10 protein-coding genes are annotated in these 12,415 nt (G+C 72.1%); 4 read left to right on the top strand and 6 right to left on the bottom strand.

Annotation, left to right across the window (positions count from 1 at the left end; genetic code table 11):
• Positions 1–201 precede the first annotated feature (201 nt).
• Complete coding sequence (locus BZY54_RS39185) at positions 202–969, bottom strand: metallophosphoesterase family protein (RefSeq protein ID WP_086730123.1); 768 nt, start codon at positions 967–969, stop codon at positions 202–204.
• A gap of 28 nt (positions 970–997) precedes the next feature.
• The gene (locus BZY54_RS39180; protein WP_086730122.1) at positions 998–3,997 is read right to left on the bottom strand and encodes an FAD-binding and (Fe-S)-binding domain-containing protein; all 3,000 of its coding nucleotides are present in this window, start codon (positions 3,995–3,997) and stop codon (positions 998–1,000) included.
• 195 nt (positions 3,998–4,192) lie between these two features.
• Between BZY54_RS39180 and serC the strand changes: the two genes are divergently transcribed.
• Entirely contained in the window at positions 4,193–5,311 is a 1,119-nt protein-coding gene (serC, locus tag BZY54_RS39175) for a phosphoserine transaminase (RefSeq protein WP_086730121.1), read from the top strand.
• A gap of 62 nt (positions 5,312–5,373) precedes the next feature.
• On the opposite strand, the gene BZY54_RS39170 is transcribed toward serC, so the two are convergent.
• A complete protein-coding gene (locus BZY54_RS39170) occupies positions 5,374–6,918 on the bottom strand; it encodes a cellulase family glycosylhydrolase (RefSeq protein WP_086730120.1) in 1,545 nt (514 codons plus the stop codon).
• Positions 6,919–7,011: 93 nt separating this feature from the next.
• A complete protein-coding gene (locus BZY54_RS39165) occupies positions 7,012–8,007 on the bottom strand; it encodes a WD40 repeat domain-containing protein (RefSeq protein WP_086730119.1) in 996 nt (331 codons plus the stop codon).
• Positions 8,008–8,095: 88 nt separating this feature from the next.
• Here BZY54_RS39165 and BZY54_RS39160 point away from each other — a divergent pair, with 88 nt between their 5' ends.
• The 3 genes from BZY54_RS39160 (at position 8,096) to BZY54_RS39150 (ending at position 10,518) form a co-directional block, all read left to right on the top strand.
• Positions 8,096–8,779, top strand: a complete 684-nt coding sequence (locus BZY54_RS39160; RefSeq protein WP_086730118.1) for a GDSL-type esterase/lipase family protein — start codon at positions 8,096–8,098, stop codon at positions 8,777–8,779.
• An 87-nt stretch (positions 8,780–8,866) separates the two neighbouring features.
• A complete protein-coding gene (locus BZY54_RS39155) occupies positions 8,867–9,493 on the top strand; it encodes a Uma2 family endonuclease (protein WP_167414145.1) in 627 nt (208 codons plus the stop codon).
• Positions 9,494–9,522: 29 nt separating this feature from the next.
• Positions 9,523–10,518: an aldo/keto reductase gene (locus BZY54_RS39150; protein ID WP_086730124.1), complete on the top strand. Its 996-nt coding sequence runs from the start codon at positions 9,523–9,525 to the stop codon at positions 10,516–10,518.
• A gap of 161 nt (positions 10,519–10,679) precedes the next feature.
• On the opposite strand, the gene thpR is transcribed toward BZY54_RS39150, so the two are convergent.
• The gene (gene thpR / locus BZY54_RS39145; RefSeq protein ID WP_086730117.1) at positions 10,680–11,252 is read right to left on the bottom strand and encodes an RNA 2',3'-cyclic phosphodiesterase; all 573 of its coding nucleotides are present in this window, start codon (positions 11,250–11,252) and stop codon (positions 10,680–10,682) included.
• Positions 11,253–11,322: 70 nt separating this feature from the next.
• The coding region (locus BZY54_RS39140; protein ID WP_086730116.1) for an MFS transporter at positions 11,323–12,415 on the bottom strand (1,093 nt) is incomplete at its 5' end.

Here is a 12,415-nt window from a genome sequence, read left to right as displayed (position 1 = left end):
TTCAGTTCGGTGGCGGCGCTGGGGGTGCTCACGGGCGGTCCAGAGGCTCGGTCAGGGGCGCTGGGCCCGGGGTTCGTTCATCGCGATGTACTTCCGAGTCCAGGGTAGTAGACCGCGGTCAGGCGTGTGAAGCTATTACGCAACTGTCTCGGATGCCAATACCGTATGCCGCTGCCGGGCGGTGCCGGACGCCGGCACCGGTCAGTCCGCGGGGATCGCCGCCCGGAACACCTCCAGCGCCTCCGCGTCCGTCGCCCGGGCGTGGAGGAAGTAGTCGGACCAGGCCTCGACGTCCTCGTAGGCGCAGTCCGCGACCAGCCGCTCGGCCGCCGCCCGGACGTCGTACGGCGTGACCCTCAGGTCGGTGCCCGGCCCGAGGAGGCACCAGTGGGCGCCGGGACGGCCGTAGGGCATGCCGACGCTGCCCGGGTTGACGACCAGGCGGCCGTGTGCGAGGCGGACGTAGGGCATGTGGGTGTGGCCGCAGACGACCGTGCGGACGTCGGGGTCGACGCCGGCGAGGACCTCAGCCCAGCGGGCGGGACGGGAGTCGACCAGAACCACCTCCTCGTCGTCGCGGGGCGTGGCGTGACAGAACAGCACCTTCCCCAGGCCGCGGACGGTGAGGGTGAGCGTGCGCGGCAGGCCGGCGAGGAAGTCGACCTGGTCGGCGCGGAGCGCGGCGGCCGCGAACGGGCCGATCGGGTCGGGGATCTCCGTCCGCTCGCCCCGGCGGAACTCGACCAGTTCCCGGTCCGCGTTGCCCGCCACCCACAGCATCCTCTCGCCCTGGGCCCGCAGCAGGTCCAGGACCTCCGCGGGTTGCGGGCCGGCCGTGATGTCACCGGTGAGCACGACGCGCTCGGCGGCGGCCACCTCCGGTTCCGCGAGCACCGCTTCCAGGGCGGGCAGGACTCCGTGGATGTCGGAGAGGACGGCGATCCGGTTCAGCTCCTCGGTCAGCTCCATGCGGCCATCGTCGGCGCACGGTCTCCGATCACGTGCCTGTGTTCGCCCCGCGCGTACCGGGCCGCTCTCGGCCCCCCTCCTCGGCCCGCGCGTCCAGCGCCTGCGCCAGCACCTCCGCCAGATGCCGTCCCCGTATGCCCGCCAGCTGCTCCAGCTGGGTACGGCAGGAGAAGCCGTCCGCCAGGATCTCGGTCGCCGCCCCGGCCCTCCGTACCGACGGCAGCAGCTGCTCCTCGGCGCAGGCGGTGGACACCTCCCAGTGGCCCCGCTCGAAGCCGAAGTTGCCGGCGAGGCCGCAGCAGCCGCCGGACAGGTCGCCGGTCAGGCCCGCCGCCTCGCGCAGCCGGCGGTCGGCGCCGTCGCCGAGGACGGCGTGCTGATGGCAGTGGGTCTGCCCGGCCACCGGGCGGTCCAGGCGGGGTGGGGTCCAGCCCGGGGCGTGGCGCTCGAGGGCCTGCGCGAAGGTCAGTACCCGGTCGGCCAGGCGGCGGGCGCGCGGATCGTCCGGGAGCAGCTCCGGCAGGTCGGTGCGCAGCGCGGCGGCGCAGCTCGGTTCCAGGACGACGACCGGGGCGCCGGTCTCCAGCACCGGTTCCATCAGACGCAGGGTGCGGCGCAGCACCGCGCGGGCCCGGTCCAGCTGGCCGGTGGAGACGTACGTCAGGCCGCAGCACACCCGTCCCCGCCTCGCGCCGCGCAGAACGGACACCGGGTTCAGCGGCCCCGCCCCTCCGCCGCCCACAGGCGGCCTGCGCAGCCGTACGGTCGGCGGCAGCGCCACGCGCAGCCCGGCCGCCTCCAGCACCCGTACGGCGGCCCGCCCCACGGAGGGCGAGAGGTGCTCGGTGAAGGTGTCCGGCCACAGGACGACGACGTCCCCGCCGCCTTCGCGCGCCCGCCGCGGCCGTCGGCGCCACCATCGGGTGAACGGCTCCGCCGCCAGCCGCGGGATCCCCCGTTCGGGTGCGATTCCGCCCAGCCGTTTCGCCATCGCGGCCAGCGGGCGTACGGCGGCCAGCGCGTTGACCACCGGTGCCGTGCGGGTCCGGGCCGCCCAGCGCAGCCACACCGGCAGCCACCCCATGGAGTAGTGGGCGGCGGGGCGGCGGCGCCCCTCGTAGTGGTGGTGCAGGAACTCCGCCTTGTACGTGGCCATGTCGACCTCGACCGGGCAGTCGGAGCGGCAGCCCTTGCAGGACAGGCACAGGTCGAGCGCGTCGCGGACCTCCGTGGACCGCCAGCCGTCGGTCACCAGCTCGCCGGCGAGCATCTCGTGCAGCAGCCGGGCGCGCCCGCGCGTGGAGTGCCGCTCCTCCCCCGTGGCGCGGAAGGAGGGGCACATCACCGCCGCCCCGGACACCTGCGTCGTACGGCACTTCGCGACCCCCACGCACCGGCGCACCGCCGCCGAGAAGTCACCGCCGTCGGCCGCGTAGCCGAAGGCCACGGGCACGGGTTCGCGCGGCAGCACGGAGAAGCGGAGGCCCGCGTCCAGCGGGGCCGGGCGGACCAGCATCCCGGGGTTGAGCAGGTCGTCCGGGTCCCAGAGGCCCTTGGCCCGCTCGAACAGGGCCACCATCTGCTCGCCGTACATCTTCGGCAGCAGTTCGGCCCTGGCCTGCCCGTCCCCGTGCTCCCCGGACAGCGAACCGCCGTGCGCCACCACCAGCTCGGCGAGCTCTTCGGAGAACCGCCGGAAACGCCCGACGCCGGCCGGCGTCAGCAGGTCGAAGTCGATCCGGACGTGGATGCAGCCGTCCCCGAAGTGCCCGTACGGCGTGCCGCGCAGCCCGTGGGAGGACAACAGCGTCCGGAACTCCCGCAGATACGCGCCCAGCCGGGCCGGCGGCACCGCGCAGTCCTCCCAGCCCGGCCACGCCTCGCTGCCGTCCGGCATCCGGGTCGCCGTTCCGCTCGCGTCCTCCCGCACCCGCCACAGCGCGCGCTGCCCGGCCGCGTCGGTGACGACCAGCGCGTCCACGGCATCGGCCGCGCCCGCGATCGCCTCCGCACGCGCGCGTGCCTCGGCCGCCGTGCGACCGCCCGTCTCCACGAACAGCCAGGCGCCGCCCCGGGGCAGCCCGGCCGCCGCGGCCGGCACCAGATCCCGCGCCATCCCCTCCACCGTGAGCGGCCCGTACGGCAGCAGACCCGCGGCGGCCTCGGCGGCGGCGCCCTCGTCGGCGTACCCCAGCACGGCCAGCGCCCGCGCGGGGGGCGCCGCCACCAGCCGGACGACGGCCTCGGTCAGCACGCCGAGCGTGCCCTCCGAACCGCAGAACGACCGTGCCACGTCCGCGCCCTTCTCCGGCAGCAACGCGTCCAGCGCGTACCCGGAGATGCGCCGGGGAAGCTCCGGGAAGCCCGTCCGCAGCCGCGCGAGCTCCCCCTCCGCCAGCTCCCGCAGCCCGTCCGGCGCCCCGGCCCACTCCTGGCCGAGCCGCAGCCGCCGCCCGCGCGCGGTGACCACCGACAGCTCCCGCACGCTGTCCGCGGTGGTCCCCCACGCCACCGAGTGCGAGCCGCAGGAGTTGTTGCCGATCATCCCGCCGAGAGTGCACCGGCTGTGCGTGGAGGGGTCGGGCCCGAAGCGCAGCCCGTGCGGCGCGGCGGCCTCCTGGAGCCGGTCGAGAACCAGCCCTGGCTGTACGACGGCCGTACGCGCCTCGGGATCGATCTCCAGCACCCGGTTCATGTGCCGGGTGAAGTCCAGCACCACGCCCGTCCCGGTCGCCTGCCCCGCGATCGACGTCCCGCCGCCCCGCGCCACCACCGGCACCCCGCGCTCCCGGCACACCGCGAGCACCGCCGCCACGTCGTCGGCGTCCCGCGGGGCCACCACCCCCAGCGGGACCCGCCGGTAGTTGGAGGCGTCCATGGTGACCAGCGCCCGGGAGGTGACGTCGAAGGCCACGTCACCCCGGACGTCCCGGCGCAGCTCCGCCGCGAGCTCCGAGAGCCCGAGCCCGGCGGATCCGCCTTCCCGCCCGACTGCTTCCTGCCCGACTTCCCAGTGGTGATCGGTCATGGCTCCAGGATGCACCCGGCCGCTGACAGCCCGTCCACGGACGGTGGCGACGGTCCTTGCGGCGACGCGCCGACGGCGCCCGCGGCCTCGTAGGTCCCCACAGGTCCACCGGACGGCGGAAGTCGTCTCATCCGACACGTCTCACCGGACGGACACGTTTCCGTCCGGTTTCGCCGAAGAGATACCCTCCGGCTCGTGGCTGAGATCCAGATTCCCTCTGACATCAAGCCCGCGGACGGACGTTTCGGCGCGGGTCCCTCCAAGGTGCGGACGGAGGCGCTGGACGCCCTCGCCGCCACCGGCACGTCCCTCCTCGGCACCTCCCACCGCCAGGCCCCCGTCAAGAACCTGGTCGGCAAGGTGCGCGAGGGCATCAGCGAGCTGTTCCAGCTCCCCGACGGCTACGAGGTCGTGCTCGGCAACGGCGGTTCCACCGCCTTCTGGGACATCGCGACCCACGGCCTGATCGAGCACAAGTCCCAGCACCTGAGCTTCGGCGAGTTCAGCTCGAAGTTCGCCAAGGCCGCCAAGCTCGCCCCCTGGCTGGACGAGCCCACGATCGTATCCGCCGACCCGGGCACGCACCCGGAGCCGAAGGCCGAGGCGGGCGTCGACGTCTACGCCTTCACGCACAACGAGACCTCGACCGGCGTGGCCATGCCCATCAAGCGGGTCACGGGCGCCGACGAGGGCTCGCTGGTCCTGGTGGACGCCACCAGCGGCGCCGGCGGCCTGCCGGTCGACATCGCCGAGACCGACGTCTACTACTTCGCCCCGCAGAAGTCCTTCGCCTCCGACGGAGGACTGTGGATCGGCGTGTTCTCGCCGGCCGCCCTCGAGCGCGCCGAGCGCGTCCACGCGTCCGGCCGTCACGTCCCGGAGTTCTTCAGCCTGCCCACGGCGATCGACAACTCCCGCAAGAACCAGACGTACAACACCCCGGCCCTGGCCACCCTCTTCCTGCTCAACGAGCAGCTGGAGTGGATCAACGGCCAGGGCGGCCTGGACTGGGCCGTGCGCCGCACCGCGACCTCCGCGCGCACGCTGTACGGCTGGGCGGAGGACGTGAAGTTCGCGACCCCGTTCGTGACCGACCCGGCCAAGCGCTCGCAGGTCATCGGCACGATCGACTTCGCCGACGACATCGACGCCGCCGCCGTCGCCAAGGTGCTGCGCGCCAACGGCATCGTCGACACCGAGCCCTACCGCAAGCTGGGCCGCAACCAGCTCCGCGTCGCGATGTTCCCGGCGATCGACCCGGCGGACGTCGAGGCGCTGACGAAGTGCGTCGACTACGTGATCGAGAAGCTGTAACCGCCGCACACGGTTCGTACGACGACGAAGGGCGCCCGGCGGACACCGGGCGCCCTCGTTCGTCACGCCGCCGAACAGCTCACGCTCGGCGCGCTCCCGCCTCCGGGTGCCCCGCCGAAGCCGAAGCTCGTCGAACCGCCCGCCGGGATCGACCCGTTGTGGTCGGCGTTCGTCGCCGTGACGCTCGACCCGCTCTGGGTGTAGGTGGCGTTCCACATGTTGGTGACCTTCTGGGAGCCGCTCCAGGTCCAGGTCACCTTCCAGGACTTGAGGGCGGTCGTGCCCGTGTTGGTCACCGTCACCTGGGCGTTGAAGCCGCTGCCCCAGTCGCTGCTGACGGCGTACACCGCGCTGCAGGCGGGCGTGGTGCCGCCACCGCCGCCGCCACCGCCCCCGTCGTCGCCGCCGCTCGCCGGGAATCCCGGCGCCTTGATGCCCGCCAGGTAGCCGTCCTTCACGGTGTCCACGGTCTGCCAGTCGTCCTTCAGGATGCCGCCGGTGTCACCGGAGTCGGGGTTCCATGACCAGAAGGTCCACTGGAAGGCGTCGGCGCCGTACGCCGACGTCGGGCGCAGGTAACTCACCAGCGCCGACAGCCACTTCTGGTCCACCGCCGACTGCAGCGTGGTACCGAACTCGCCCACCCACACCGGGGCGATGTCCTGCTTGAAGACATAGCCCCAGTACTTGTCCCACACGCCCGGCATGTTGGCGGGGAAGGCCGGGTCGGTGAACCAGCTCTGCTGGGCGACGCTGGTGGCGTAGTCGTGCGCGGAGTACACGACGCGGTCGGCGACGTCGAGGCGTACCGGATACTGGCCGACCCCCATCAGGTTGCCGCCCCACCAGCCGGAGACGCCGTTGTAGGTCTGCACGCCCTCGACGAAGATCAGCAGGTCCGGGTTGACGGACAGGACGGCGTTGCCGGCGCGCTCGGCGGCCAGGCGCCAGTCGGTCGACGGGTCGCCGCAGCCCCAGCAGGCGGGGTCGTGCGGCTCGTTGTGCAGGTCGATGCCGATGACCGTGTCCTGGCCCCGGTAGCGGGTGGCCAGCGCCTTCAGGTCGCTGATCCACGTCGACTCGGGGACGGCGGAGGTGTACCAGAGGGCCGACTGGCCGCCGGAGTCCGGACGGTGGCGGTCCAGGATGACCTTCAGGCCGTCGTGACCCGCGTACGCCACGATCCTGTCCATGACCTGAAGGGAGTTCAGCCCCTGGAGGTCGGCGTTCTTGCCGCCGGAGAAGTCGATGCTGTCGGGCATCGTGCCGGCCTTGAAGATGTCGTCGCTGTAGGGCAGCCGGATGGTGTTGTAGCCCAGCGTCCGCATCTGGTCGATCATGCTCTTGTAGTCGCGTGACCAGAGGCCGTGGACGACGTGGTTGCCGGTCTCGAAGCCGAACCAGTTGATGCCGGCGATCCGGACGGGCCGGCCGGCCGCGCCCAGGATCTGGCGTCCGCCGGTGTGCCAGTAGCCGGCGCCGGCACTCCCGGCCGCCGCGCCGGCCGCGTGGGCGGTCGCCGGCAGGCCGAGGCCCAGGCCCACGCCCAGCGGCAACAGGAGCGCCGCGGCAGCGGTGCACAGCGCTCTTCGTAAGCTGCGGAACATGTCGCTGCTTCCTCTCGGAGGCGCGGGCCCGGAACGAGTGGGAGCGCTCCCACACCCCGCGTCCCCCATGGAAGCGTCGGTCTCAGGAACCCGTCAAGACCGCCGACGCAACAACCGCCCCAGCCCGAACACCGCGACCGCCCCCACGATGACCGCCACCGCCCCCGTCTTGAGCTCGCCGGAGACGCCCCCGTCGCCTTGCGACGCCTGCGCGCCCGGACCCCCGCTGCCCGAGGGCGACTTCGACGCCCCGCCGCCGGCGGGCGCGGGCTCCGCCTGTACGGGACTGTCGGCGCCCTCGCTGCCGTACATCAGCTTGGTCCCGTCGGTGCTGTAGGTGACCGACTCGCCCTGCCCCTGAAGCGGCACGTCGAGCCGGCCCTCGCGCTTGATCTTCCCGCCGTTCCAGTCGTAGTGGATCCCGCCGAAGTAGCCGCGCACGACCAGCTGGGTGCCGTCCGGGGAGAAGGCGGCGTCGGTGGCCCACAGGTCGACGGGGGCGATGGGCCTGAAGACGTTGGTCCCGGTGGGCGACAGGTGGGCCGGGCCCTCGAACAGGTGACCGCCGTCCTCCTTCTTGTCGATGATGTACACGCGCCCGGTCTTCGGGTGCACGACCAGCGACTCGGCGTTGCGGGCGCCATCCGCGTACTTCACCACGTACTGCGTGGCCCGGATCGTCTGGTCCTTGAGCACCTTCGGCTCGGGCAGCTTGTAGATCCACACGTACGGCCAGGTGCCGTCGAGGTTGTCGCCGATGTCGCCGACGTAGATCTGGTTGCCGGGGCCGATGGAGATGGCCTCGACGTCGCGGGGCCTGCCGATGCCGCTGAGCGTGACGGTGGCGACGGTCTTCCCGGTCCTGCTGTCCACGGCGTAGATGTACGGGCCGTCGTCGCTGTCGTTGTGCGTCCAGTAGATGCCGGGGTGCAGATGCGAGGCGGCCAGGCCGCTGGACTCCTTGATCCGGGGGTCCTTGATCGTGAAGCCGCCGTCCCCGTCGGCGGCGGACCTGTCGGCGGCGGAGGCGGGCATGGCGAAGGCACCCACGAGCAGGGCCCCCGCGAGAAGGGCGAACGGTCGGCGCATCCCTCAAGCCTGCCATCACGCGCGGCGCTTCACGCGGGGTGGCGGGCCTCACATCGCACGTGGCGCGTCGATCGTCCATCATGAGCGGATGCTCAGGTTCATGCCCGTCGGTGACTCCATGACGATCGGCAGCGCGGGCGAACACACATGGCGTTACCGGCTGTGGCGGCACCTGTGCGTGACGCACGGCGGCCCGTTCACCTTCGTCGGACCGCGCGAGGCGCTGTACGACAAGGCGGCGGACGCGGCGACCTCGTACGCCTACGCCGACCCCGACTTCCCGCGCGCCCACCTGGCCGGCTGGGGGGAGGGCTGGCTGCACATGGCTCCGCTGATCGGAGAGGCCGTGCGCGCGCACCGGGCCGACGTCCTGCTGGTCTCCCTCGGCCTGATCGACCTGGGCTTCTACACGAACGCCGAGCAGACGGCCGAGAACGTACGGGCGTTCGTGGCATGCGCGCGGGAGGCCGCCCCGCGCATACGCATGGCCCTCCTCCCGGTCATACCGAACATCCGGGCCGCGGCGGACGCGTCCTTCGCCGAGCAGGTGGACCGGTTCAACGTCCTGCTGGCCAAGGCGGTCGCCGACCTGGACGAGCCCCGCGCGCCGATCCTGCTCGTCTCACCTCCGGAGTCGTACGACATCCACGCCGACACCTACGACGGCACGCATCCCAACGCGAGGGGGGAGCACCGGATCGCGGGAGCCTTCGCTGGAGCGATGTGGGAGGCGTGGGGAATCGGACACTCGTACGCGGCCGGAACAGGCTGACCGGATTCCGGCGTCTCCCGGTCACCGTGCGTATCGTCGTACCGCGCGGCTGTACCTGTTCGCGGGCAGCCGGGGAGGAGCGCGACCGTGACCGTCCTTGAAGACAGGATCGAGATGGCCGACGCCGACACCGAGCGTCTGGACGAGTGGTTCGAGCGTCTTGAGCGCATGCCCGTCCCCGAGGGATACAGGGTCGAGATCGTCGGGGGCAGCGTCTTCATGACGCCGCAGCGGGACACTCATTGGGACACCATCCGCCGGATCGTGCGCGCGCTGGAAGACAAGTTCGGGAGGGACGTCAAAGCATTCTCGGACGTCCGCGTCGACTTCCCGGGCCACGAGAACGGCTTCTGCCCGGGCATCGCCCTGCTCAAGGACTCGGCGAAGAAGGACGACACGGGCCACTGGCGCTACCAGGAACTCGAGTTCGTCGCCGAGGTCGTCTCCCAGGGGACGGCCCAGAACGACTACGGTCCCAAGAGGACCGCCCACGCGGAGGCCGAGGTCCCCGTCCACGTCATCGCCGACCCCTACCAGGGGCGGTGCCACGTCCACACCGACCCCAAGGACGGCGACTACGCCGAGCCGCCGAAGGTGGACTTCGGCACCGACGTCGACCTGACCGGCACGGTGGTCGACCTCGTCCTCAAGACGGACGGCTTCCCCCGCGACTGGGGTCTTTCGTCTGGGCCCGGTCAACTGCCCTTGCCTTGAGCGCACTCCAGGACGTTGGCTTGGTGACCATGGAGTACACACAGCTCGGACGCACGGGACTCAAGGTCAGCCGGCTGGTCCTCGGCACGATGAACTTCGGTCCGCAGACCGACGAGGCGGACAGCCACACGATCATGGACGCGGCGCTGGACGCCGGGATCAACTTCTTCGACACCGCCAACGTGTACGGCTGGGGCGAGAACAAGGGCCGTACCGAGTCCATCATCGGGAACTGGTTCGCCAAGGGCGGCGACCGCCGCGACAAGGTCGTCCTCGCCACCAAGGTGTACGGCAACATGGCCCTGGACGACTCTCCCGTCTGGCCCAACCACGACAAGCTGTCCGCCCTGAACATCCGCCGGGCCGTCGACGCCAGCCTCAAGCGGCTGAAGACCGACTACATCGACGTCTACCAGTTCCACCACATCGACCGCAGCACTCCCTTCGAGGAGATCTGGCAGGCGATCGACGTGCTCGTCCAGCAGGGCAAGATCCTCTACGTCGGCTCCTCCAACTTCCCCGGCTACAAGATCGCCCAGGCCAACGAGATCGCGGCCCGCCGGAGCGGCACCATCGGCCTGGTCAGCGAGCAGTGCCTGTACAACCTCGCGGAGCGCCGGGCCGAGATGGAGGTCATCCCGGCGGCCCAGGACTACGGCCTCGGGGTCATCCCCTGGTCGCCGCTGCACGGGGGGCTGCTGGGCGGGGTCATCAAGAAGGAGGTCCAGGGCGGGCGCCGCGCCTCCGGGCGGGCCGCCACCACTCTCGCCGACCCCGTCGCCCGCGCGCAGATCCAGTCCTACGAGGATCTGCTCGACAAGCACGGGCTGGAGCCCGGCGAGGTCGCGCTGGCCTGGCTGCTCACCCGGCCCGGCGTGACCGGTCCGATCGTCGGCCCGCGCACCGACGAGCAGCTGCGGTCCGCGCTGCGGGCCGTCGAACTGGAGCTGAGCGAGGAGCTGCTGGCCGAGCTGGACGAGATCTTCCCGGGTCCGGGACCGTCCCCGGAGGCCTTCGCCTGGTGAGACGAGCCGGTCACTGATCGACCGCGGCGGGCCGTGCTCGGCATGCGGGATGTGCTCGGCGTCACCTGCCGAGCACGGCCGCCAGAGCGACGACGACGAACATGAGCACAAGCGCACCGGCCATGATCCGGTTACGGGTCTTCGGGTCCACGTATTCGAGACTAACCGGCCGCGCCGAGTGCCCAGCGGGCGACCGCCTCGTACCGCGGCTGCTCGCCGGGCATGCCCGACTTCGGCAGGTTGCTGCGGACGAGGACGATCTCGTCCACCGTCCAGCTGCGGCTGGCGAACCGCCCGAGCACCTGGACGTGCGGCCGGACGTCCACGACGTCCCGGCCCCGCGCCACCGTCAGGTGGGCCTTGTAGCGGCGGTGCTCTCCCATCTCCACGCCCGCCTTCCGCGCCGCCGCCTCAGCGCGCTCGGCGAGGAAGTCGAGGGTCCGCAGGTCGCCGTCCGCCCCCGTCCAGAGCACCTTCCCGCGCCCGAACTGGCCGCCGCCGCGCAACGCGAGCGGGAAGGGTTCCGTACGGCGCGCGGCCCTGCCCAGCCGGTCCGACAGCTCCGGCAGGAGCTCCTCGCCGACCTCGCCGTAGAAGGCGAGCGTGAAGTGCCACCCCGGGCGTCCGGTCCAGCGCAGCCGGTCCGCGCCGGGCAGCTTCTTCAACTCGGTGATCTCCTGGGCGAGAGTGCCGATGACGTCCTCGGGGGGCATGACGGCGACGAAGAGTCTCATGGGGCCAGTGTCCCGCCGTGGCGTCTCCCGCGACCGGCTCCGGCGCCCTGACGGGCGCCGGAGTGCCGGTCTACGCCGCCGGCGCCAGGTTCTCGCGGACCTCGCGGGGCACGAACCGCAGCCGCGGGTGGCCGTGGTGCCAGCCGACGGCCAGGCGCAGGCCGCCCATACGGGCCAGGACCAGACCGATGGTGACCGCCGCGGTGACCGAGATGGCACCGCCGAGGGCGAAGCCGATCCGGGGGCCGTAGGCGTCGGTGACCCAGCCGACCACGGGCGCGCCCAGCGGCGTGCCGCCCATGAAGACCATCATGAACAGGGCCATCACCCGGCCGCGCATGGCGGGGTCGGTGGACATCTGCACCGCGGTGTTCGCCGTGACGTTGACGGTCAGGCCGAAGATGCCGATGGGGGCCATCAGCAGCGCGAACAGCCAGTAGGACGGGGCCAGGGCGGCCACGACCTCCAGCGCGCCGAAGGCGGCGGCGGCCGCGATCAGCACACGCAGCCGGGCGGTGCCGCGGCGGGCCGCGAGCAGCGCGCCGATCAGGGAGCCGACCGCCATCACGGTGTTGAACAGGCTGTAGCCGCCGGCGCCGGCGTGGAAGACGTGGTCGGCGTAGGCCGACAGCCACACCGGGAAGTTGAAACCGAAGGTACCGATGAAGCCGACCAGGACGATCGGCCAGATCAGGTCGGGGCGCCCGGCGACGTAGCGCAGGCCCTCGCGGAGCTGGCCCTTGCCGCGCGGGGTGCGTTCGACGACGTGCAGCTCGCGGGCGCGCATCAGCAGCAGGCCGGCGATCGGTGCGACGAAGGACAGGCCGTTGGCGAGGAACGCCCAGCCGGTGCCCACACCGGTGATCATGACACCCGCGACGGCGGGGCCGATCAGACGGGCGGACTGGAAGTTCGCCGAGTTCAGGCTGACCGCGTTCTGCAGCTGCTTGGGGCCGACCATCTCCGAGACGAAGGACTGGCGGGCGGGGTTGTCGACGACGGTCGCGAGGCCGACGGCGAAGGCGGCGAGGTAGACGTGCCAGACCTGGACGTGGCCGGTGAGCGTGAGCGCGGCGAGCACCAGGCCGGTGACGGCCATCGCGGACTGGGTGACGAGCAGCGCGGGCCGCTTGGGCAGACGGTCCACGAGGACGCCGCCGTAG

Origin of the sequence: Streptomyces carpinensis (assembly GCF_002154505.1) — a bacterium.
Classification (GTDB): Bacteria; Actinomycetota; Actinomycetes; order Streptomycetales; family Streptomycetaceae; genus Streptomyces; species Streptomyces carpinensis.
Note: the sequence above shows the minus strand (reverse complement) of the source record. Positions and strands in the feature narration are given on the sequence as shown.

Excerpts from the sequence above, each read along its gene's own strand:
- BZY54_RS39185 (WP_086730123.1), bottom strand. The coding sequence starts at position 969 with ATGGAGCTGACCGAGGAGCTGAACCGGATCGCCGTCCTCTCCGACATC.
- BZY54_RS39180 (WP_086730122.1), bottom strand. The coding sequence starts at position 3,997 with ATGACCGATCACCACTGGGAAGTCGGGCAGGAAGCAGTCGGGCGGGAA.
- BZY54_RS39170 (WP_086730120.1), bottom strand. The coding sequence starts at position 6,918 with ATGTTCCGCAGCTTACGAAGAGCGCTGTGCACCGCTGCCGCGGCGCTC.
- BZY54_RS39165 (WP_086730119.1), bottom strand. The coding sequence starts at position 8,007 with ATGCGCCGACCGTTCGCCCTTCTCGCGGGGGCCCTGCTCGTGGGTGCC.
- BZY54_RS39160 (WP_086730118.1), top strand. The coding sequence starts at position 8,096 with ATGCTCAGGTTCATGCCCGTCGGTGACTCCATGACGATCGGCAGCGCG.
- BZY54_RS39150 (WP_086730124.1), top strand. The coding sequence starts at position 9,523 with ATGGAGTACACACAGCTCGGACGCACGGGACTCAAGGTCAGCCGGCTG.
- thpR (WP_086730117.1), bottom strand. The coding sequence starts at position 11,252 with ATGAGACTCTTCGTCGCCGTCATGCCCCCCGAGGACGTCATCGGCACT.